We start from the raw sequence: 21,779 nt of genomic DNA on the forward strand, positions 1-21,779 counted from the left end.
CTCATCTCCTCGGCAGCTCTTCGAACACTGCACCAAGCTTCTCATGCACGACCGACACGGCGTGCGCGACGCGGCCCAGTCGGCAATGCGGTTGTCGGTGGGAGTCGTTACCCTGGGGCCATGGCAAATCCGCTCCTCTTCCAGCCGTTCACGCTCCGCGGGCTCCAGGTCCGAAACCGACTTTGGGTTGCTCCGATGTGCCAATACTCAGTGGCAGAGCGCGACGGAATCCCCCGAGATTGGCACCTGCAGCACATCGGCGGGCTTGCACGCGGTGGCGCCGGGCTCGTCGTTGTCGAAGCAACCGCCGTCGTTCCCGAAGGGCGCATTTCCCCCGAAGATCTCGGCATCTGGGGCGAGGAGCACGAGCGGGCGTTCCGCCGTGTCGTCGATATCGCGCACTCACACGGCGCCCGCATTGCTGTCCAGCTCGCACACGCCGGCCGCAAGGCGTCCACTTACAAGGCGTGGCCAGGCCTTCCGACGGGAACAGAGCCCGTGGAGTCAGGTGGCTGGGAGCCCGTCGCGCCATCAGCGATTCGTTTCAGCGAAGCGCACGCGGTACCCCGGGCACTTGACACCGCCGAGCTTCCCGCCCTCGTCGATGCGTTTGTCGCCGCCGCCGGGCGCGCGGTCCGCGCGGGCTTCGACGCCGTCGAGGTGCACGCAGCTCACGGCTACTTGTTGCACGAGTTTCTGTCGCCGCTGTCAAACGACCGCACCGACGAGTACGGCGGCCCACTCGAGAACCGAGCTCGGCTGCTGCGTGAAGTTGTCCGCGGGGTCCGGGCCGCACACCCTGAGCTCCCGATGCTTGTGCGAATCTCGGCGAGCGAATGGACGGCTGATGGCTTCGAGGTCGAGGAGGCCGCCAGTGTCGCTGAGTGGCTTGCCGAGGACGGCGCAGACCTCGTCGACGTTTCATCTGCAGGCAACCTCCCGGTCGCCCCGCCGCGGGTCGGCCCCTCCTACCAGGTGCCGCTAGCCGAACGCGTAGGTCGCGGGCCGCTGCCAGTTGGCGCGGTTGGGCTCATCACGTCGGCGCAGCAGGCCGAGAGCATCCTCGTGACGGGCCAGGCCGACGTCGTCTTTCTTGGCAGGCCGCTCCTCACGAACCCCCACCTGCCGCTGCAGTGGGCCGCCGAGCTGCGCGCGGAAGACGCGGCGGATCTCGTTCCGCCCCAGTACCACCGGGCACGGTTCTAAACCGTGGCGCTCACGCTGACCGACGATGCGCTCCTCCGAGCGCGAATGTACGCGCTCGGGCTCGACTCGGCGAACGCCGCAGACCTGGAGGCACGCCCTGCCGCCCAGGCGGCGCACCCAGCCGACTCGGCGGCACACCCAGCGGTGGCCGCCGCCAGCTCAGCAGCGGGCGCCACTGCGGCCACAGGGCGCGTACGTGCCGTTGTATCTCACCTTTTCGCGTTGCAGGGACAGGACTGGCGGTCGTCGCGCTGGGCCGTCGGCGTCCGTGCATCGGGCACCACCTCAGCCGACGTCGTCGCTGCGATGAACGCTGGCGCAATCGTGAGGTCCTGGCCGATGCGCGGCACCGTCCATCTCGTGCCTGCTGAGGACATCGGGTGGATGCAGCGGCTGACGAACCCCCGAGTCGTCGCCGGTGCTGCAAAGCGGCGTGCGTTTCTCGGCATGAGCGATGCCGTGCTTGATCGCGCGACCGAGGTCTCGCTCGCCGCACTCGCTGGCACGAGCCTCAACCGCACCGAACTCGCCCAGGCATGGACCGACGCAGGGATCGACTGGCAGCCGAGCTGGCGCTACCACCTCATTTGGTGGCTGTGCCAGAACGGCCTCACAACGTTTGGCCCGGTGCGCCAAGATGCGGGCACGCAGGCCGATCCTGAACCGCGCCTCGTACTCGCCGACGAGTGGATTCGGCGGCCGCGTGACCTCGCGGGCGATGAAGCGCTCGCCGAATTCGCCGCCCGCTACGTGCGCGGGCGAGGAGCGGTGAGCCGCAAGGACCTCGCGTCGTGGGCAATGCTCCCAGCGGCGAGCGCTGCGCACGGGCTCGCCCTTGCGGCCGAGCAGGGGGCAATCGTCGAGGCTCGGCGCGACGGGGTGACCGGTGCCGCGGGCGCACTGTGGGCCGCGCCAGAAGCGCTCGGGGCGGTGGAGACCCAGTCACCGGGCGCCGATCACGATCACTGGCAGCTGCTCCCAGCGTTCGACGAACACATCCTCGGCTTCTCGGAGCGGTCGCCCCAGTTTGACGCGCGACACCTCGGCCATCTGATCCCTGGGAAGAACGGCATGTTTCTCGCGACCATCGTGCACGGGGGCCGCGCAGTCGGTACGTGGCGGCGCGACCCGAAGACGCGAGTCATCGCGTGCACGCCGTTCGACGGCGAACGCCTCGACGTTGGCGCGCTCGGCTCTGCATCGAGGCCGTGGGCTGCGTTCTACGGCGAGGCCGAACCGGAGATCGCACTCGCACCCAGATAGCTGGGCACCCCCGTTCGCGCCCGCCGCAGCCGACACCGTGGACTTTCCCGAGCCATGCCGCGCATGAGAAACTAGGGCGATGGAGCTTGCACTTGTCGCAGTAGCAGCCGTCGTCGTGCTTGTGGGGGTCTCCCTGGTCAGCGGCCGTATCGGAATCGCGGCACCGCTCGTGCTCGTTGTCGTCGGCATCGGGATCGGCTATCTGCCAGGCGTTCCGCTCATCGAGATCAATCCAGAGATCATCCTGCTCGGCGTGCTGCCACCGCTGCTGTACTCGGCCGCGATGAACGTGCCCTTCGTGGACTTCCGTCGAAATCTTCGACCGGTGGCCGGCCTGTCGGTGCTGCTCGTCATCATTTCCGCGTTGCTCGTCGGGTGGCTCCTCCACCTCGTCGTGCCTGCTCTCCCCTTCCCCGCTGCCGTCGCGCTCGGCGCAGTCATCAGCCCACCCGACGCCGTCGCCGCAACCTCGATCGGCAAGCGACTCGGGCTGCCCGAGCGCATCGTAGCTATCCTCGAGGGTGAGAGCCTCGTGAACGACGCGACGTCGCTCGTGCTGCTGCGCACCGCGCTCGCGGCTGTCTCAGGCAGCTTCGTGTTCTGGGAGGCGGCTGGCGCATTCGTGTTCTCGGTCGTCGCAGCGATCGCTGTCGGACTCCTGATGGGCTTCCTCACCGTATGGATCCGCGCCAGGCTCAACAATCCAGTTCACGACACGCTCGTGTCGTTTGTCGTCCCATTCGTTGCGTTCATCCCCGCCGAAGTCATCGGCGCCTCAGGCGTGCTCTCGGTCGTCGTAACGGGCTTGTACACCGGCTATCACTCGGTTCGGCGGTTCAGCGCGATCGCCCGAACGAACGAGCGGCTGAACTGGCGGACCGTGCAGTTCATCTTGGAGAACGGCGTCTTTCTCATCATGGGATTGCAGCTGCACGTGCTCGTGAACGAGGTCACCGATTCGACGTTCCACCTGGGTCACGTCGCGCTGATCGCCGGTGCGCTCGTGCTGCTGCTCATCGTCACCCGCGCACTCTTCGTCGTGCCGCTCGTGTTCCTCATGCGCGGCGAACCGAGGCGCAGGAAAGCAAAGGGCGATGAGCTGGCGCGGATGGAGGCGCGCCTCGCGAAGAACGGCCGCGCTGACGACGAGCGGGCCAAGCGCCGCCTGAAACTCATGCAGGACCGAGCGAAGGCCGACCTCGAGCACGAGCTCGAGCAGCAACTTGGATGGCGTGACGGCGTAGTGCTCACCTGGAGCGCCATGCGGGGCGTCGTGACGCTCGCCGCCGCGCAGTCGATCTCGACTGATGTCCCGTACCGCCCGCAGATCATTCTCATCGCATTCCTTGTCGCGGTCGCGACGCTCCTCCTCCACGGCCTCACGCTGCCGGCTGTCATTCGGTGGTTGTGGCCGCGCGGTGTGAAGTCGGGAGCTGACGACACTGAGGTTCGGGCACTCAGTCACGACCTCGTTGACGCGGGGCTCGAAGCGATCGACGACGAGCTCACCGTCGAGAGCGAAGACCCGAACCGGCAGATGACGCCAGACACCGTCGTGCAGCGCGCGAAGATCTCAACGAAAGCGGCACTCGGGCCGCTCGCCCTGCGCTTCCACGAGACAGGGGCGATCCCGGTACAAGCCGCGGAAACCCCCGCCGAGGCATACCTGCGGCTGACGAGAATCGCACTCGAAGCGCAGCGCGCAACACTCATCGAGGAGCGCGCGATCGGCCGCTACAGCTCGCAGGCGCTTCGCGCGGCGGGGCTCGCACTCGACGCCCAGGAGGCGCGGCTCTCGCCCATGGCCGAAGAGTAGCCGGAGCCCCGCGACCCGGCCCAGCGGTATCCCCGCCGGCAACTTCGACAGGCGCCCGAAAGGCCACTCAAGTCTCAAGGTTTGCTCAAGCGGCGAGCGCCGCGCGCATGCCGATTGCTAGCGTGTGTGACGCGCGTGCCCACACGTCCGGCCTCTTATGCCGCTGCGTGTGACCGCGCAGTGATATGTCGGTGTGGCCGTGTGACGATGAGACGCGCTCCCGGCGAACCCCGACGCAGCTCAGAGAAACGGAACACGCCCAATGGCCCGACAGGCCCCCGCAGACGCTCACGACGGCCTCGAACGCGGACTCACGAACAGACATTTGCAGCTCATCGCCATCGGCGGGGCGATCGGCACCGGCCTGTTCCTCGGTTCTGGAAAGGTCATCAGCCTGACCGGCCCCTCCGTGCTGTTCATTTACGCGGGCATCGGCTGCATGATGTTCCTGCTCATGCGGGCGCTTGGTGAGCTGCTGCTCTCGAACCTGAACTACAAGACGTTCGGCGACATCGCGAAAGACCTCATCGGGCCGTGGGCGGGGTTCTTCGTCTCTTGGACCTACTGGGTGACATGGATCGTGATCTGCATCGCAGACATCATCGCGATCACGAGCTACGTTTCATACACCAACGCCGACATCCCGAACTGGGTACCAGCCCTCATCACCGCTGCCGTGCTCGTCCTGCTAAACCTGCAGCCCGTGAAGTTCTTTGGCGAGTTCGAGTTCTGGTTCTCGCTCATCAAGATCGTCGCGATCCTCGCGCTCATTGCGACGGGGGTCTTCCTGCTCGTGAGCGGATTCAAGAACCCCGACACCGGAACTTCAGCGTCACTCACGCATCTGTGGGAGCATGGCGGACTGTTCCCGTTCGGCGCGAGCGGCTTCCTTCTCGGTTTCCAGCTCGGAATCTTCTCATTCATCGGCGTCGAACTCGTTGGCACCGCCGCTGCAGAGACGAAGGATCCCACACACAACCTCCCGCGCGCGATCAACTCGATCGTGGTTCGCGTGCTCATCTTCTACATTGGCGCGCTCACCGTGATTATGGCGATCACTCCCTGGAACAAGCTCGACCCCGATCAGAGTCCGTTCGTCACGACGTTCGCGTACGCAGGGTTCGCAGCTGCGGCGTTCGCCATCAACCTCGTCGTACTCACGTCAGCTGCATCGAGCGCGAACTCGGGCTTCTACTCGGGCACTCGCATGATGCATTCGCTCGCTCGCGACGGCCACGCTCCCCGGGGTTTCGCTCTCACCGATGCCCGCGGGGTTCCACGTCGTGCGGTGTTCTTCTCGACAGTGTTCGTGCTCTCGGTCGTGCCGATCCTGCTGCTCGGAGAGAGCGTCATCGAGGCGTTCACGTTCGTCACATCTGTCGCTTCCACATTCATCATCTTCGTGTGGAGCATGATCGCGATCAGCTTCATTGGCTACCTGCGCAAGCACCCGGAGCGGCATGCAACTTCCAAGTTCCGCACCCCGCTCGCCCGCGTCACCCCGTGGATCGTGCTCGCCTTCTTCGCGTTCATCCTCGTGACGCTGTCGCTCGCTGCCGACACTCGGCTGCCGCTCGCGTTCACGCCAGTCTGGTTCGTCGCGCTCGCGGTCGCCTGGCAGATCACCAAGCGCCGCCTCGTGCGCAACGGCGAGCCACTCACCGCAACAGTCGACGTTCCGGAGCAGGTGACTGACTAGCTGCGATCCTTCGCAGACACGTCCTCGCGGCGGTCGCTGCGCGCGGCGACTCCTCCCCGGTGCGGGCACTCCCCACACCGGGCACTCCCCAGTGTGGGCACTGCACGGTGGGGGGGTTGCGCGGCGCGGCGCGGCCGCCGCTCCCTACAGGATCTCGATGCCTGCAGTGGCAAGCTCGCGAATGGCGGCGACAGAGGTCTCAGGCGCCACTCCAGCGATGAGGTCACCCCGAACGCGAACGCGCATGCCGAGCTCCTGCGCGTCGAGCGCCGAGGCGCGCACACAGTAATCGGTCGCGATACCGACAACGTCGAGCTCGTCGACGCCGGCCTCACGCAGCGTGACCGCGAGCGTCCGGCCGTCGCCCGCGACCCCTTCGAACGCAGAGTACGCGGGCTCGCCCATCCCCTTTCGAACATGCACGTCGATGCGATCAATGTCGAGCGCCGGGTGATACTGGGCGCCCGGGGTCCCACCGACGCAGTGAGTAGGCCAGGTCCCAGCAAAGTCAGGATCAGTTCCCGGCGCCGCAAAGTGCCCGCCGTTGTCGTTGTCGGCGTCGTGCCAATCTCGCGACGCGACGACGAGGGAGTACTGCTCGGCCTCGCGAGCGTTTCGAAGCAGCTCGGTCACGCCCGCCGCGACGGCCGCACCGCCATCGACTCCGAGCGCCCCGCCCTCCGTAAAGTCGTTCTGGACGTCGACGATCAGTAGCGCACGAGACACGGCGATCCACCCCTCATTTCCCGCCGGCTGCCCGGCGGCTGGTGATTCAGCGGTCGGCCGCGGATCTGCGGCGACCGTTCTCCAGCCTACGCCGGGTCTGGGCGAGCGCGCCACAGCGGTGGCGTACCCGCCTCCGGCCGAGCTGCGGGCGTCACCTATGGCTGGCGAACGGGGTTCTGGTGGTGGCTGAAGACGATGCTTGTGCGAGTGGAAGACACCGCTGGGTGCGCGGACAGATTCTCCATCACGAAGTCGCGCACGTGGTCCGAGTCGCGGGCGGCGAGGTGAATGATGAAGTCCTCAACGCCACCCAGGAAGAAGAGCTGCATAACTTCTGGCAGCGCCCGCAGTTCGTCACTCATCTCGGCGATGCGCTGCCGCGCGCCTGACCGCACTGTGACACTGACAAGCACCTGCAGGTCGAGTCCCATTGCTCGCGGATCGACTGCGGCGGTAAACCCAGTGATGACGCGGCGGGAGACAAGACTGCGAACGCGAGCGATGCACGTCGATGCAGCCACGCCGACACGCTCGGCGAGCTCAGCGTTCGTCATCCGACCGTTCGCCTGCAGCTCTTCCATAATCTTGCGGTCAACCGCGTCTAGATCGTTCTCGAGGCGAAGATTCTTCGATTCCATGCGTGAATTTCCTCTTCCACTTCATGTGCGGCGGGCTCAACAACTGATTCCGAAGAGAATTCACCAAACCTCTGCGGATATCGAATATACTTCAAGTCTATCGCGCCACATCCGCTGTTTCGACCCTTTTGTGGACGAACTTCAACGGATACCGCGATGCAAACTACACACCCGTTACGCATTTATTTGGAGAAGATCATGCGCGTCGGTATTCCCACCGAAATCAAGAACAACGAGAACCGCGTCGCCATCACGCAGGCGGGCGTGTTCGAACTCAAGCGCCGCGGCCACGAAGTACTCGTGCAGGCTGGCGCCGGCCTCGGCTCGGCCATCACTGACGATGAGTACGTAGCCGCAGGCGCGACGATCGTCCCCTCGGCCGACCAGGTGTGGGCTGACAGCGACATGATCCTCAAGGTCAAGGAGCCCATCGCTTCCGAGTACGACAAGATGCGCAAGGACCAGGTGCTCTTCACCTACCTGCACCTCGCGGCAGATAAGACCCTCTCCGAGGCAGTCGTGAAGTCGGGCACCACCGCCATCGCGTACGAGACCGTGCAGCTCGCGAACCGCGGCCTTCCGCTCCTCGCCCCCATGTCTGAGGTCGCTGGCCGGCTCTCGGTGCAGGTCGGCGCATACTCGCTCATGAAGGCAAACGGCGGCCGCGGCATCCTCCTCGGTGGCGTCACCGCTACCCGCCGTGGCAAGGTCGTCGTCATCGGCGGCGGCGCTGCAGGCGAGCAGGCTGCACGCATCGCGTACGGTATGGGCGCAGAGGTCACCGTGATCGACATCGCGATCCCCCGCCTCAAGCAGCTCGAGGACGAGTTCAACGGTCGTATCCAGACCCGCACCTCGAACGCTCACAACATCACCGAGGCACTGAAGGACGCTGACCTCGTCATCGGCTCGGTCCTCATCCCGGGTGAGAAGGCACCGAAGCTCGTCACCGACGAGATGGTTGCTCAGATGAAGGCCGGCTCGGTACTCGTCGACATCGCGATCGACCAGGGCGGCTGCTTCGAGAACTCGCGCCCGACCACGCACGACGATCCCACCTTCCCGGTGCACAACTCGATCTACTACTGCGTCGCGAACATGCCTGGCGCGGTTCCCGAGACCTCGACCGCTGCGCTCACCAACGCAACCCTCCCCTACGTCGTCGCACTCGCCGACAAGGGCTGGGTCAAGGCGCTGCAGGCCGATGAGGCACTCGCAAAGGGCCTGAACGCTCACGACGGTGTCATCACCTTCAAGGGCGTCGTTGACGCGTTCCCCGAGCTGCCCTTCAAGGCAGTCGACGAGGTTCTCGCAGCAAACGCGTAATCACTAAGGAGTACTCTGGATCCTATGGATCTTAAGTTCACCTTCGGAGGGGCGTCACCAGATCAGCACGATCACGGTGGCGCCCCTTCGGGCATTCCGCTGCCATTTGCCGGCGCCTCGTCGAGCCCCGTTTCAACTTCGAACGAGCTCGACGTGCTCGTGCGGCTCGTCACCTCGCCGGAAGGGTCGACCGCGATCGCCGAGGTCGTCACGGGTGACGGGGTCACCTATACGCGGAGCGAGGTTGAGCTTGGTCGGCCACGCGCCGTTGGCGGGCCCCTACCAGTTGACTCGGCAGAGCACATCGACCCGGCAGACATCGAGGCGCTGACGCGGGCAGTCCGTTCAGCGATCTCGCGCGCGGTTGCTGGCCTCGAGGGGCCCCTCGCCTCGGCCATCACCGCGATCGAACTCGACCTTCCAGGTGGAGCTGCAGTTGTGGCGGCACTCGGCGCAGCCCCCGCCCCGATGAACGATCCGAAGACTGCGGGAACCATCACCGATGCGTTGCAGGCCCGCTTCGGGATCGCGGCTGGAACGCCGATCCGCTTGAAGTAGGCTGCGCTGCTGCAGTTCACCGCGCTGCGCCACCACACACACCACCTGCGATCGACGCAAGATATGCCAGGCCCCTGAGGTCCCGGCATATCTTGCGTCTTTCACATACCTACGGCCCAAAGAACGGCAACTGAGCCGGCCCCGCTCTACCCCTGGAAGCGAATGATGCGGTCGAGTGCCTCCGCGACCGCCGCTTCGCCTGCAGCATACGAGAGCCGCACGGCGCGATGCCCGGCGACGGGGTCGAAGTCGCCGCCTGGAACGACCGCGACGTCGGCACCTTCAAGCAGTGCCCGAGCGTACGACGATGAGTTCTCGAAGCGTTCCAGCTGCGGCCCAAGCTCGGAGTAGTAATAGAACGCGCCGTCTGACGGCGCTGCCGTGCCCCAGTTGAGCGAGGACTCAGCCTCAAGGATCAGCGCACGTGCTTTCGCGAACCCTTGGACAATGCTGTCCCGCTCAGCGTAAGTCTCTGGCGAGAACGCCCGCATCGCGAGCTCCTGTGCAGGAGCAGGGGGCGAGAGCGCAAAATTCGACGCGAGCGCCTCGAATGGGGCGACGAGGTCTTCGGGGAGGAGCGCCCAGCCGAGTCGCCAGCCCGTCATGCCCCAGTATTTCGAGAACGAGTTGATGACGATGGCCTCGCTGTCGAGCTGGGCTGCGCTCACGCCGCGTGAGTCTGGGCCAGCATCGACGAACGTGATCCCGTGATAGATCTCGTCGCTGATGAACCGCGTTCCGTTCGCCGCGCACCACTCGGTCAGTGCCTGGAGCTCTGCCCGGGCGAGCATCGTTCCAGTCGGATTGGCGGGCGAGGCCACGATCAAGCCGGCAAGTTCGCCGTGTTCGCGCACCGCCTCACTGAGAAGCTCGGGCGTCGGCTGATACCGCGTCTCGGGCCCCGTCGCGATTTCGACAACGTGCACTCCGAGCGCTGTGAGGATATTCCGGTACGCGGGGTACCCGGGGCTCACGAGGGCGACCCTGTCGCCAGGGTCGAAGGCGGTAAGGAACACGAGCTGGAACGCGCCCGAGGAGCCTGTCGTCACTGCCACGCGCCCGGGGTCAATCTCGACGCCATACCAGTCTCGGTAGTGGCCGGCGATTGCCTCCCGGAGAGGGGTGGTGCCGAGCGGGCCCGTATACCCAGCTGGCTGCAGCGTGCCTGGGGCTGGCCGGGCACTCGGCTCCCCCGCGCACAGCGAGACAACGTCGTGTCCCGCGTGCCGCCGACGTGCCACCTCGTCGGTGATCTGCATGACCTCAAAGACTGGGATCTCTGAACGGCGAGAGGCGCTCCGCGGCGTCCGAGCGGACTCGGAAGGTGATGCGAGCGGCGCGCCGGGCACGTCTGCGAGCGGCTTCGGGTCAAGCGTGATCGACGGCGGCGTCTTGAATGGGCCAGGAACCTTTACCATGGCTCCACGTTACCCGCGCTCGGTGAGTCTGAGGTAACCAGAAAGCGCCGCGACCCCCTCAGCAGAGGTCGGAAGTCCGTCGCCGAGGCTCGGCGCCGAGAACAAATAGCTCGCCCACTGCGCCCGACTGATCGCCACGTTGAGGCGGTTGCGCATGAGCAAGAACTCGAGCCCGCGCGGCACGTCTTCGGGGCTCGAGGCGGCGAGCGTCACGAGCGAAATCACAGCCTCTTGCCCCTGGAACCGGTCGACAGTTCCCACCCGGACACCTGAGAGCCCAACTCCGGCGAGGGCTTCAGACACGCACTCGACCTGGGCGTTGTAGGCGGCGACGACGATCACGTCGGACTCAGTGAGCGGGCGCCCCACGACAGAACCGCCACAGTCGAGACCCGCACTGCCGGCTCCGGCTTCCTTGGTGCCCACGCGACGGTCTGCCTCCCGTAGCACAGCAGCCGGGGTGTTGCGCATGCCGAGGAGCCGCTCAATTGTCGCGACCACTGCGGCGGCTTCCTCGACCGAGCTCGTCGAGTTTCCGCGATGTTCGACTGGCCGCCAGTGCAGACCGGGACCGTCCGCGCCTGACACTGATCGATCCAGTGTGCTCGGGTGCGCGTGCAGCCTGCCTGCGTATGAGAGTTCAGAGACAACCTCGGTGAGCTCCGGGCGCATCCTGCGGGTCTCCGCGAGGAAGTATCCGAGCTGCTCTGGCATCGTCTCGCCGCCGTCCAGCAGCCACGACAGGGCCGCCTGGTCGACAGGTTCGGGGTGTGAGCCCTGCGACACCTGCGGTAACTGCTGCTGGTCACCAAGGAGGAGAATCCGCTGTGCTGACACTGACGCTGCGATTGTCGGCGCGAGGGAGAACTGCCCCGCCTCGTCGATGACAAGCAGGTCGAGGCTGCGCCTCGGGAAGCGATCCTCGTTTGAAAAATCCCATGCCGTACCGCCGATGACGGCCCCGCGACCCGCGAGCCCGTCGACGAACGAGGCATAGCCGTCGCGGCGAAGTACGGTATAGCCGGGCTGCTCAGTCCCTGGCGCGAGTTTGCCGCCCTGCGGCACCTTTGCGACAAGCCTCGCATCAAGCCCAGCCGAAACCACGCCCTCGAGCACGTTCTCGACGACCTTGTGAGACTGCGCGACAACGCCGATACGCCAGCCGTCTCGTTCGACGAGCTGTCGGATGACCCGAGCTGCAAGGTACGTTTTCCCTGTTCCAGGTGGCCCCTGGACGGCGAGGGCTGCCTCGTCGAGTCCACGGAGACTTGCGAGCACGGCGCCGATCGTCCTCGCATCTTCGCTGCCGCCGGCAGAGAGCGCTTCAGGAGAGCTCGGCGAGACGAGCCCGGTGCCGTCCTGCAGCGTCGGTCGTGATCGGGTGAGCAGGGCGTAGACGGGGTCGCGGGGCGTCTCCCCGAGCAGTTTCGCGGCGACGAGCGAACTGCCCCACTCCTCGATCGCGCCTTTCTGTCGCCCTGCGGGCGGCGGCGGCCCTGGCGTCACCGCGATCGGCAGCGTCGCAAATGGGGCAGCATCGTTCGGGAGTCTCTCCTCAATCGTGACGCCGTCTTCGTGCCGTTCGATCACCTCGACCTGGCGCGCGGCGCGCGCCCCGGGCGCCCCGCCCCACTGCGGGAACGGCGCGGGGTGTTCGTACAGTGCGAACATCTGCGTTCCGGGCTTCAGCATGCTCCCCGGAGCGACATCGCCGCGCAGCCGCACGCGCCGCCGCTCGACCCGCGCTCGGGGCGCCCTGTGCCACTCCTCTGGCACCTCACTCGCCTCGGCGTCTGCGACGACAACGTCACGCGTGTCTGCCCAGTCTTCGACGGGATCAACGAGCCTCGCGAAGTGAGCCCACCAGAACGATTTCTGCTCACGCTGGTGATAGTCGATAGCGCTGGCTGCGAGTTTCAGCGCGGTGCGGGCCGCGGCATCTGACTCTGCCTCAGCGAGCTCACGTAGCTGTTCACCGAGCAGGCTGAGTTCGACTGGTGGTTCACCGCTCCCCGCCAACAGGTCTGGGCTCGTCGGCGCAACCCCATGCTCGCGCGCGATCCCGAGGAGCCAGTCTCGCAGCCTGAGCGTGGACACGCAGTCGTACCTGTTGTAGTCAGCGATGTCGTCAAGCCGGCGCTGCCCGGCAGCGCGTTCAACGGCATCGCTAGAGGTGAGCTGTGCGGCGGCCTCTGCGTACTCAACAACTGACTGCGCGCCGTTCACCACCCCGTCTTCCGCACGCACCTCTGCGCCCATGTACAGCGGCTCGAGCTTCTTGATCGAATACGAACGCGATCCGACCCTGAGCGCCTGCCGCACGATCGGATACAGGTCGACGAGCACGTGCTCGCGCAGCAGCTTGTCAACCTCTGCCTCGCACACACCGTGGCGCGCCGCAATCGACAGCAGGTGGGTGCGCTCGTAACTCGCGTAGTGGTAGATCCGCATGCCGGGGTACTGTTCACGCCGCTCACGTACGAACGCGATGAAGCGTTCAAGCGCTGCACGCTCTTCACCCAGCGTGTGCGCCCAGATCGCAGTGAATTCCTCACGCTCGTCGACCATGCCAAACAGGTAGTCGAGGTTCCAGTGAGCGGTCCCGTCGCGGGTTTCCCTGTAGAACGGGTCGCCCTCGAAATCGAAGAACAGGTCACCAGGGTTCGGCGCGGGAAGCGCCGCGAGTGACGTCGGGGAAACAACTCTGAAACTCGGCGGGGCTGAAACTCCAGCACCCGACCCCGTCTGTTCTGTCTCGATCTGTACGGCGGCCTGCAGCGCGATGCGTTCGAGGGCCGCATCAGTGAGCCCGGGCACCGCGAGCGCCCCAGTCTCGATCGCGGGAAGCGCCTCGGCGACGGCGTCAATCGTCGTGAGGCCAGCCGAGACGAGGGCCTCCCGCTGACGGGGGTACAGTCCGGCGATGAGGAGCGGGTCACGGGATCTTTGAATCTCGGGTTCGCACACCTCGCAGCGACCGCACGCGCTGATCCCGTCAGCACCCCAGGCAACGCCGGGGGCGCTCGCCCGCCGACCGTCTGGCCCCACCGAAGCGAAGCTTTCGAGCAGCAGCCTGTGCAAGCGAGCCCGGCGGCGACGAAACACGGGAGCGATGTCTCCGATCTTGTGGGAGGTGCGCTCTCCTGAGCCGAGAATCAGCGTCGCCTCGCTCGCCACAGGAACCCCGATGCGATCGAGCTGCTCGGCGTACGCGGCAAGCTGCATGAGTGCGGTGACCTTAGCTCGGCGAGCGAGCTTCGTGTCTTGGACCTCGTAGCTCCCGTCATCGCGCAGCTCAAGGAAGTCTGCGAATCCAAGAAACGCAATTGCTGGCTCGCCGTGCTCGGGGGCCGCCTGCCGCTGCTCAGGGTCGAAGAATGTCGCTTGAAACACGACTTTCGCGCCTCCGACAAGGGCAGTCACTGTCTCTGCGGCGACAGCGGCGAGCGCGTCAGGTGTCATCGCGGCGGGCCGCGGAATCTCAACGACACCGCCAGGCTCGCCTGCACGGCCTTCACCGTAGGCTTCGCGAAGCTCTGACAGCACACGCTCTTCATGTTCGTCGCCAAGCGCCCCGGCTCTGGCAAGCATCACGTCGTCGTCTGGTGGCACGACGACTGCCCTGCCGAGCTTCACGTCGACCCGTCGCAGGAACGCGAACTCGCACATGCTCGCCGCGGTGAGGTCGCTCGCGCTCGTCACAACGAGCGGCCCTGACTCGGTCTCGCGAACGAACATTGCTCCTCTTTTCCGTCGCAGCTCCTGCTGTACACATTGACGGTACCGTGCGCCGCCGACAGTCGCCGTCGGCGTGCGCTGGCCGCTCGCTTCCGCCTCTCCACAGGGGAGCCAAGTAGACTGACACTACCGGGGGAAATCCTCCATGACCCACACCAACGCAGGAAGTACCAAACACCGCGTGACCACTCAGACTTTCGCCGACCTCGGCGTGCCCGCTCCCATCGCCCATGCACTCGACAAGAACGGCAAGACAGCTCCGTTCCCGATCCAGCGCGACACCCTCCCAGATACGTTGAAGGGGCGCGACGTTCTCGGCCGCGGCCGCACTGGCTCGGGCAAGACAATCGCGTTCGGCATCCCGATCGCGGCGAACCTCGCAGGCGGGGAAGCTGGTATCGCCGCGGGCGAGGCAGCGAAGAAGCGCCGCCCGTCGCGGCCCCGCGCGATCGTCCTCGCACCGACCCGCGAACTCGTCACGCAGATCGCCGAGACGCTCAAGATGCTGTCCGATCCCGTCGGGCTTAAGGTCACAACAATCTTCGGAGGCGTGCCGCAGCGCCGCCAGGAGGTCGCGCTCGAGGCCGGTGTTGACATCGTCGTTGCTGCCCCTGGCCGTCTCGACGACCTGCTCAAGCAGGGAGTACTGACGCTCGACGGCGTCGAGATCACCGTGCTCGACGAGGCAGACCACATGGCAGACATGGGCTTCCTCCCTGTCGTCACGCGCATCATGAACAAGACCCCGAAGCAGGGCCAGCGCCTCCTCTTCAGCGCGACCCTTGACAACGGTGTCGACAACATCGTGAAGAAGTATCTGCACGACCCCGTCATGCACTCTGTCGATTCGGCCGAGTCCCCCGTGCCGCAGCTGACGCACCATATCTTCGAGGTGTCGGGCAAGGGCCAGAAGGACGCCCTTATCGAGGCGCTCGCGAGTGGCACCACCCGGCGCATCCTCTTCACCCGAATGAAGCACCAGGCGAAGAAGCTCGCGAAGCAGCTTACGGCCGCCGGCATTCCAGCGGTCGAGCTCCAGGGCAACCTGTCGCAGAACGCCCGTGACCGCAACCTTGCCGAGTTCGTCTCGGGCGAGGCGAAGGTGCTCGTCGCGACCGACGTCGCGGCTCGCGGTGTGCACGTTGACGGTGTTGACCTCGTCGTCCACATCGATCCACCTGTCGAGCACAAGGCGTACCTGCACCGCTCAGGCCGTACCGCTCGCGCTGGCAATGAGGGCGACGTCGTCACGATCGTGCTCCCCGAGCAGCGTGGCGAGATGCGCCAGCTCATGCGCGCGGCGAAGATCAACGTCACGCCGCTGCAGGTCGACCCGATGGCGAAGAGCGTCAACCGCGAGGTTCTCGAGCTCATCGGCGAGGTTGCTCCGCGCGTCGACCCGAAGCTCACCGAGCAGCGCCGTGCTGAGGCGCAGGCCGCACAGCAGCGCGCTGCGGGCCACAATCCTGCAGGGTCAGGATCCTCAACGGGAGCCAACGCAAAGCGCAAGCGGTCCCGCCGTGGCGGCGGAGGCCAGGGCTCGGCAGCTGCCGGCCAGGGCGGACAGCGCTCGGGCGGCCAGCGGGGCGGCCAGGGGCAGCGGGGCGGCCAGGGGCAGCGCTCCGGCGGTCAGGGCGGGCGCCCCGGCGGCGCTCGGCCAGGCGGCCAGGGCGGTCAGGGAGGCCAGCGCCGCCAGGGTGGCGGCCAGCGCAGCGCCTAACCCCAGACGCGCCTCCCGAGTTGGCAGTTGTGGTCGCCTCAGATGTTCTGAGGCGACCACAACTGCCAACCGCAATGAGGCCGCACCGGCTGAGCAGCGGAAGCCACCGCCTCGGCGAGGCAGGCGCTGAGCCAGGCGCTGAGGCAGGCGCTGAGGCAGGCAGCTACCGCCCGATCATCTCCTGCCGATGAATCTTCCCCGCACGCGCGAACCAGGCGACGACGAACGAGAGCACGAGCGCGAAGAACACGCCGAGGTTCGCGTAGGCCCACTCGCCGTCCTTGCCACCGATGAATCCGAGCAGGTAGCCCTGCCAGTTGTTCCAGGGGGCGTCGGCGGCGAAGCCGTTCGTCACGAAGCCCCAGCCGATCGCCGAGGCGGCAACGAAGATTGCCACCGAGAGCCAGTCCCACGAGCCATAGCGGCCGCGGGCGTCGAACAAGGCGACCTCGTCGTAGTCGCGCTTGCGGCGAAGAATATCGGCGATCAGGATCCCTGCCCACGACGCGAGCGGCACTCCGAGCGTGATGAGGAAGCTCTGGAACGGACCAAGGAACCCCTCGGCGAAGAACACCACCCAAATCGTCCCCGCTGTGAGGATCAGCCCGTCGATTCCGGCGGCCGCGGGGCGTGGGATCCTGATCCCGAGACTCAGGAGCGTGAGCCCCGACGAGTAGATCCCGAGCACGGCGCCCGAGACGAGCGCGAGCACCGCCGTGAGCAGGAACGGGATCAGCACCCACACAGGCAGCAGCGTCGCGAGGGCGCCGATCGGGTCGTTTCCGACGGCGTCCATGAGCGCCGGGTCTGACCCGGCGAGCAACAGACCGAAGACGACAAGGATCACGGGCGCAAGCGCGCCGCCAATAGTGTTCCACAGGATGATCGACCCGTCGGAGGCATCACGGCGCTGGTAGCGCGACCAGTCGGCAGCAATGTTGATCCAGCCGAGGCCGAAGCCGGTCATCACCATGACGAGCGCGCCTATCACGTTACCGGTGCTCCCAGCGGGAATCGCCAGTACCGCGGCAAGATCGATGTGCGGGGCCGCGAGGATGATGTAGAGGACCGTCACAGCACCGGTGATCCATGTCAGGATCGACTGCAGCTTCATGATCGTGTGGTACCCGAGCACCGACGCGACGACGATGAGCGCGGCAACCACAATCGCTGCGATGAGTTTCACTGCGACGCCGCCGTCACCCCCAAGCTGCGTGATCACCGTGGCGGTCGCCAGGACAGCCATGATCGCAAGAAACGTCTCCCAACCGATTGACGTCAGCCACGAAATAATGCCGGGTACTTTCTGGCCGTGCACGCCGAAGGCCGCGCGCGACAACACCATTGTCGGTGCCGATCCTCGTTTGCCCGCGATGGCGATGAGGCCGCACAGAAAGAACGATACGACGATGCCAATAATCGATACTGCCGTCGCCTGCCAAAACGAGATGCCAAAGCCAAGCACGAACGAGCCATACGACATGCCAAAGACCGAGACGTTTGCCGCGAACCACGGCCAAAACAGGTCCCTCGGTTTGGCGCTGCGTGCACCCTCGGGCACGATCTCGATACCCGTGCGCTCGATGAGCGAGGGCGTTGGTTCTTCGTTGGACACGATTGCCTCCGTGACACGGTGAGCGCTCCCCCGTGGAGCACCCTTCGCGACAATCTTTGCAGACCTGCGCCGATCTCGGCAGACATAAAACGCGGCCCGCCAACCACCGCCCATGTGGGGTGGATGACGGGCCGCGCTGTGACGGCAGCCGCAGCCGCTAGCCCGCGAGTTCGCCGCGCATAGCTGCCTGCAGCGTGTCGAGTCTCGTGACGCCAAGCTTGAGCGCCTCGCGGTGGAAGTCACGAATGTCGAACTTTCCGCCGCTCTGCTCCGCACGAGCCTTCGCCTCGTCGCGCAGGTCCTCCCAGATGCGCTGCCCGATCTTGTACGACAGCGCCTGGCCCGCCCACCCGAGGTAGCGGAGCACCTCAAAGCGAACGAAGCTATCATTCATGTTCACGTTTTCGGCCATGAACTCGAAGGCGTACTCGCCGTCCCAGACGCCACCGCCGTCTGGGCGCTGCTTGCCCAGGTGCACGCCGATGTCGAGCACGACGCGGGCAGCGCGCATGCGCTGGCCATCGAGCATGCCGAGGCGGTCCGCGGGGTCATCGAGGTAGCCGAGCTGCTCCATGAGGCGCTCAGCGTAGAGCGCCCAGCCCTCGGCGTTGCCTGAGCTGCCCGCGAGCTGACGGCGCCACTCGTTCAGCGTTCCGCTGTTCACAACAGCTTGGCCGATCTGCAAGTGGTGGCCAGGAACACCCTCGTGATACACAGTGGTGAGCTCCCGCCACGTGTCGAACTCTGTGACCCCCTCGGGTACCGACCACCACATGCGCCCGGGGCGTGAGAAGTCGCTCGACGGCCCCGTGTAGTAGATCCCGCCCTCCTGCGTCGGAGCGATCATGCACTCGAGGGTGCGGATCTCCTCGGGAATGTCGAACTGGGTCGCTCCAAGCTCGGAGACCGCACGGTCGCTCGTCTCCTGCATCCACTTCTGCAGCGCATCGGTGCCGTGTAGCTTGCGCGAGGTGTCGCCGTCAAGGTGCGCGATCGCGTCGGCAACAACTCCCGGGCGCGGCTTCTCCCCGAGGATCTCCCCCGCGATGCGCTCCTGCTCGTCGACCATGCGGCGAAGTTCTTCTACGCCCCACTCGTAGGTCTCGTCGAGATCGACCTTCGCGCCAAGGAAGACCTCCGAGGCGAGCTCGTAGCGCTCGCGTCCAAACGCATCGGTCTCGGGAGCGTGCGCCGAGAGGTGCGTATCCAGGAAGTTGGCGAGACCAGCGTAGGCCTCAGAGGCTGCGTCGGCGGCCTTCTCGAGATCCTGACGGAGCGACTCCGGGACGGACTCCCCCGCGCGCTCGGCGAGCTCCGCAAAGAACCCCCTCGGCCCCGCGGCCGGTGCCGCACCGTCTGGCACGGCGCCGCGTGGTTGAATGAGCGGCGACATCCCTGCAGTGCGGCGCAGCTGGGCGGCAACCTCTCGCACCTGGCGCAGCGCCGGAACCAACCCACGCGCCACCCCTGCGTCGAGCGACTCGCGGTAGGAACGCATCGCCTCGGGCACCGCCGCCATGCGGGCAGCGATGTTCGCCCAGTCGCCCTCGGTGTCGCTCGGCATGATGTCGAAGATGTCGCGAACCTGCTGGCTCGGCGACTCGATGACGTTCAGATTTCGCAGCTCCTCGCCAGCGTCGTGGCGCGCGAGCGACAGCTCGAGTTCTGCCGTGAGGTCGATCTTCGTCACCCTGTCGACGTCGTCGGCCGGGGTCGCCTCGCGGAGCGTCACGAGGGTGTCGCGCATGACTCCTGCGATAGCGTCGCTGCCCGCAGGCGAGAAGTCGTTCAGACGGGCGTGTGCGCTCTCGCGCCCAATGTAGCTGCCAGTGATCGGATCGTGTTCAGTCAGCGCATCGACCCAATCCTCGGCGATCTTGTCAATGGCTGTAGTTTCGCGTTCGAGACTCATGAATAGAGCTTATCCACGCGCCGTCGAAAAATAGGGCAGAATAGGAGGGTGCGCGGCAGGATGCCGTGCGCTCACAGATTTCTGAGGAGACACAGTGAAGATCCGCACACGCATTGCAACCGCCGCTTCTGTCGCGCTCGCTACCGTTCTGGTCAGCGCGCCCGCGTTCGCGTCGGAGGGCGTCGAGAAGGTCGACACGCACGCACCGTTCTCGGCAGCTGGCCAGCCCGTCGACGTCGTTGCGATCTCGATCGTTGGCATCGTACTGCTCGGCGTCGTGCTCGTCGGTTCGACGCTGATCGGCAACCTCTTCGAGAAGAACAAGAAGAAGGCCTAACGCTTTCGCGCACGGGGCGGGTGCTGGCAATTGCCGGGCCCGCCCTTTGTTGTACCCGGAAGCGGCGGCTGCGAGCCTCGGCCACCGGTGGTGGGTGGCGTCTGTGCACGGCGTAGTCCACCGGGCCGGCAGACATCAGGCCTGCCGGCTTGCGAGGCTTCCCAGCGCGCAAGCCGGCCTGACCGGGTCGTAGTACTAGTTGGCGCTTGCCGTTAGCGGGTCACGGACGACGCGGAACGTCGCAACGAGCGGGTCTGCAGCGCCGCGAACGTAGCCTGTCGGCGAGGCGGCAACTGCCTGCAAGAACGTCACTGTCTCCTCGGTGATCTCCTCGCCAGGCACCAGGTTCGGAATGCCAGGAGGGTACGCCGCGAGTGTGTCGGCCGAGATCTGACCGATCGCCTGATGAGCCGTCACGAGGATGCTCTCGGCGAAGAACGCCGCGCGCGGCAGCATTCGGAGCGTGCCAGCCTCTGGCAGCTCGGGGAACGCGCCAAGTTCGCTTGGCCCGCCGTTGCCCGCGACTGCCTCCTCAGCGACAGCTTCGAGACCGGCCATGACCCTGTCAAGGTCTGGGGTGGCGAGGGCGCCGATGACGGCCACGATTGTCGTGGCTGTCGACATCTCGAAGTACACGCCGTGCTCAGAGATCATGCGGTCGCGTACCCAGTGACCGCTGCGGCCTAGACGGCTCACATCGATCGGAATCCGCAGCGGATCGACGCTCACGATATCGGGGAAATCCCCGAAGTCATCACTGATGACCGTGAAGTGTTCGCTCGCCCGCAGACGTTCACGGAACTCCTCGGAGAGCTCGATCGAGCGGCCGATCTGCTCCTTGCCGTTCATCAGCGCGTGACGTGCAGAGTCGAGCGAGCCCATGAGCAGCGCGCTCGCGGAGGTCGACGCGGTCATAGTGTAGGAGCGGTTCACGAGCGGCTCAAGCCGATCTGCGAACTCAGTGTCGCCCATGTGCAGCATCGCCGACTGGGTGAACGAGCCCGCGAGCTTGTGGGTGCTTGAGATCACGAGGTCGGCGCCGAGGCGGACGGGCGAGTCAGGGAGATCCTCATGGAACCCGAAGTGCGCGCCCCACGCGCCGTCGACGATGAGGGCAGCTCCGTGCGCGTGCGCAACGCGCGCGAGGCCTGCCACATCAGCCGTCGAGCCGAAGTAGCTCGGCGAGACAACATAGACGCTCTGCACTCCGCGGCCAGCTTCGGCCTCGGTCGTGAGCGCCTCGTCGAGCACCTCAGGGGTGAGACCGTGCGCGATTCCGTGGTCGTGGTCGACGTTCGGGGCGACAAACGCTGGGATGAGGCCTGCGAGCAGCACGCCGTCGGTGAAGCTCGAGTGCGAGCTGCGCTGCATGAGCACGCGCTCGCCGAGGCCCCGCACCGCGAAGGCCGCGGTGCGGTTGCCCTGCGACGCCCCGTTCGTCAGGAACCACGTGCGACGAGCGCCCCAGGCGTCAGCAGCAAGTTCGAGTGCCTGTGCGAGCGGCGAGCCAGGTCCGAGGTCGATGCCGTCGAGCATGAGCGGCACATCGAGCTGCACTGCACGCTCGCCAAACAGGCGCGAGAGATGCTCGCCTCCGGCCTCTGGCGCACAGCCGTGCCCAGGCACCATCAAACTCTGCGGCCCCGCGTCCGCGAAGCGCTCGAGGGCGGACGCGTAGGGGGCGTCCTGCTGGGTCACATGATTCTCAATAGGCATACCTTTCATAGTGGCCCTGCGCCGGTGCCTGGAGAACCCCCGATTCAACTCCCTAGTGACATATACTGTATGTATCAGGGCGCTAAATTCC

The 21,779-nt window shown here is 66.1% G+C and carries 15 protein-coding genes; 8 read left to right on the forward strand and 7 right to left on the reverse strand.

Going from position 1 to position 21,779, the window contains the following annotated elements:
• Window positions 1-120: 120 nt before the first annotated feature.
• From ACF07D_RS00510 to ACF07D_RS00525, 4 genes are all read left to right on the forward strand, one after another.
• Window positions 121-1,206: an NADH:flavin oxidoreductase/NADH oxidase gene (locus ACF07D_RS00510; RefSeq protein WP_119282962.1), complete on the forward strand. Its 1,086-nt coding sequence runs from the start codon at window positions 121-123 to the stop codon at window positions 1,204-1,206.
• Between the two features lie 3 nt (window positions 1,207-1,209).
• Window positions 1,210-2,469 carry a winged helix DNA-binding domain-containing protein gene (locus ACF07D_RS00515; RefSeq protein WP_391503503.1) on the forward strand — a complete coding sequence of 420 codons (1,260 nt, stop codon included), beginning with the start codon at window positions 1,210-1,212 and terminating at the stop codon, window positions 2,467-2,469.
• Between the two features lie 79 nt (window positions 2,470-2,548).
• On the forward strand, window positions 2,549-4,285 hold the full coding sequence (locus ACF07D_RS00520) for a sodium:proton antiporter (RefSeq protein ID WP_119282960.1): 1,737 nt from the start codon (window positions 2,549-2,551) through the stop codon (window positions 4,283-4,285).
• Window positions 4,286-4,547: 262 nt separating this feature from the next.
• On the forward strand, window positions 4,548-5,984 hold the full coding sequence (locus ACF07D_RS00525) for an amino acid permease (RefSeq protein ID WP_391503504.1): 1,437 nt from the start codon (window positions 4,548-4,550) through the stop codon (window positions 5,982-5,984).
• 144 nt (window positions 5,985-6,128) lie between these two features.
• On the opposite strand, the gene ACF07D_RS00530 is transcribed toward ACF07D_RS00525, so the two are convergent.
• Together ACF07D_RS00530 and ACF07D_RS00535 are read right to left on the reverse strand one after the other, a co-directional pair.
• On the reverse strand, window positions 6,129-6,710 hold the full coding sequence (locus tag ACF07D_RS00530) for an isochorismatase family protein (RefSeq protein WP_119282958.1): 582 nt from the start codon (window positions 6,708-6,710) through the stop codon (window positions 6,129-6,131).
• A gap of 155 nt (window positions 6,711-6,865) precedes the next feature.
• Window positions 6,866-7,348 carry an Lrp/AsnC family transcriptional regulator gene (locus tag ACF07D_RS00535; RefSeq protein WP_119282957.1) on the reverse strand — a complete coding sequence of 161 codons (483 nt, stop codon included), beginning with the start codon at window positions 7,346-7,348 and terminating at the stop codon, window positions 6,866-6,868.
• Window positions 7,349-7,546: 198 nt separating this feature from the next.
• On the opposite strand from ACF07D_RS00535, the gene ald reads away from it, so the two are divergent.
• Together ald and ACF07D_RS00545 are read left to right on the forward strand one after the other, a co-directional pair.
• The gene (ald, locus tag ACF07D_RS00540; RefSeq protein ID WP_119282956.1) at window positions 7,547-8,674 is read left to right on the forward strand and encodes an alanine dehydrogenase; all 1,128 of its coding nucleotides are present in this window, start codon (window positions 7,547-7,549) and stop codon (window positions 8,672-8,674) included.
• A gap of 24 nt (window positions 8,675-8,698) precedes the next feature.
• Window positions 8,699-9,232, forward strand: coding sequence for a hypothetical protein (locus ACF07D_RS00545; protein WP_391503505.1), 534 nt, complete (start codon window positions 8,699-8,701; stop codon window positions 9,230-9,232).
• 146 nt (window positions 9,233-9,378) lie between these two features.
• Here the strand turns inward: ACF07D_RS00545 and ACF07D_RS00550 are convergent, their stop codons facing one another.
• Window positions 9,379-10,650 carry a pyridoxal phosphate-dependent aminotransferase gene (locus ACF07D_RS00550; RefSeq protein ID WP_391503506.1) on the reverse strand — a complete coding sequence of 424 codons (1,272 nt, stop codon included), beginning with the start codon at window positions 10,648-10,650 and terminating at the stop codon, window positions 9,379-9,381.
• Between the two features lie 9 nt (window positions 10,651-10,659).
• Window positions 10,660-14,388: a TM0106 family RecB-like putative nuclease gene (locus tag ACF07D_RS00555; protein WP_391503507.1), complete on the reverse strand. Its 3,729-nt coding sequence runs from the start codon at window positions 14,386-14,388 to the stop codon at window positions 10,660-10,662.
• A 181-nt stretch (window positions 14,389-14,569) separates the two neighbouring features.
• On the opposite strand from ACF07D_RS00555, the gene ACF07D_RS00560 reads away from it, so the two are divergent.
• Window positions 14,570-16,108: a DEAD/DEAH box helicase gene (locus ACF07D_RS00560; RefSeq protein ID WP_391503508.1), complete on the forward strand. Its 1,539-nt coding sequence runs from the start codon at window positions 14,570-14,572 to the stop codon at window positions 16,106-16,108.
• Between the two features lie 163 nt (window positions 16,109-16,271).
• Here the strand turns inward: ACF07D_RS00560 and ACF07D_RS00565 are convergent, their stop codons facing one another.
• Both ACF07D_RS00565 and ACF07D_RS00570 read right to left on the reverse strand, forming a co-directional pair.
• Complete coding sequence (locus ACF07D_RS00565; RefSeq protein WP_391503509.1) at window positions 16,272-17,723, reverse strand: purine-cytosine permease family protein; 1,452 nt, start codon at window positions 17,721-17,723, stop codon at window positions 16,272-16,274.
• A 157-nt stretch (window positions 17,724-17,880) separates the two neighbouring features.
• Window positions 17,881-19,635, reverse strand: coding sequence for a DUF885 domain-containing protein (locus ACF07D_RS00570; protein ID WP_391503510.1), 1,755 nt, complete (start codon window positions 19,633-19,635; stop codon window positions 17,881-17,883).
• A gap of 94 nt (window positions 19,636-19,729) precedes the next feature.
• Here ACF07D_RS00570 and ACF07D_RS00575 point away from each other — a divergent pair, with 94 nt between their 5' ends.
• Window positions 19,730-19,972, forward strand: a complete 243-nt coding sequence (locus ACF07D_RS00575) for a hypothetical protein (RefSeq protein WP_119282949.1) — start codon at window positions 19,730-19,732, stop codon at window positions 19,970-19,972.
• A gap of 195 nt (window positions 19,973-20,167) precedes the next feature.
• On the opposite strand, the gene ACF07D_RS00580 is transcribed toward ACF07D_RS00575, so the two are convergent.
• On the reverse strand, window positions 20,168-21,688 hold the full coding sequence (locus ACF07D_RS00580; protein ID WP_255809471.1) for an aminotransferase class I/II-fold pyridoxal phosphate-dependent enzyme: 1,521 nt from the start codon (window positions 21,686-21,688) through the stop codon (window positions 20,168-20,170).
• Window positions 21,689-21,779 lie beyond the last annotated feature (91 nt).

The organism is Leucobacter sp. NPDC015123, assembly GCF_043080205.1.
Taxonomy (GTDB): domain Bacteria; phylum Actinomycetota; class Actinomycetes; order Actinomycetales; family Microbacteriaceae; genus Leucobacter; species Leucobacter aridicollis_A.

What these genes read in the sequence shown, in the direction of transcription:
- ACF07D_RS00510 (WP_119282962.1), top strand. Translation starts at nt 121, where the DNA reads ATGGCAAATCCGCTCCTCTTCCAGCCGTTCACGCTCCGCGGGCTCCAG.
- ACF07D_RS00520 (WP_119282960.1), top strand. Translation starts at nt 2,549, where the DNA reads ATGGAGCTTGCACTTGTCGCAGTAGCAGCCGTCGTCGTGCTTGTGGGG.
- ACF07D_RS00525 (WP_391503504.1), top strand. Translation starts at nt 4,548, where the DNA reads ATGGCCCGACAGGCCCCCGCAGACGCTCACGACGGCCTCGAACGCGGA.
- ACF07D_RS00535 (WP_119282957.1), bottom strand. Translation starts at nt 7,348, where the DNA reads ATGGAATCGAAGAATCTTCGCCTCGAGAACGATCTAGACGCGGTTGAC.
- ald (WP_119282956.1), top strand. Translation starts at nt 7,547, where the DNA reads ATGCGCGTCGGTATTCCCACCGAAATCAAGAACAACGAGAACCGCGTC.
- ACF07D_RS00545 (WP_391503505.1), top strand. Translation starts at nt 8,699, where the DNA reads ATGGATCTTAAGTTCACCTTCGGAGGGGCGTCACCAGATCAGCACGAT.
- ACF07D_RS00550 (WP_391503506.1), bottom strand. Translation starts at nt 10,650, where the DNA reads ATGGTAAAGGTTCCTGGCCCATTCAAGACGCCGCCGTCGATCACGCTT.
- ACF07D_RS00555 (WP_391503507.1), bottom strand. Translation starts at nt 14,388, where the DNA reads ATGTTCGTTCGCGAGACCGAGTCAGGGCCGCTCGTTGTGACGAGCGCG.
- ACF07D_RS00570 (WP_391503510.1), bottom strand. Translation starts at nt 19,635, where the DNA reads ATGAGTCTCGAACGCGAAACTACAGCCATTGACAAGATCGCCGAGGAT.
- ACF07D_RS00580 (WP_255809471.1), bottom strand. Translation starts at nt 21,688, where the DNA reads ATGCCTATTGAGAATCATGTGACCCAGCAGGACGCCCCCTACGCGTCC.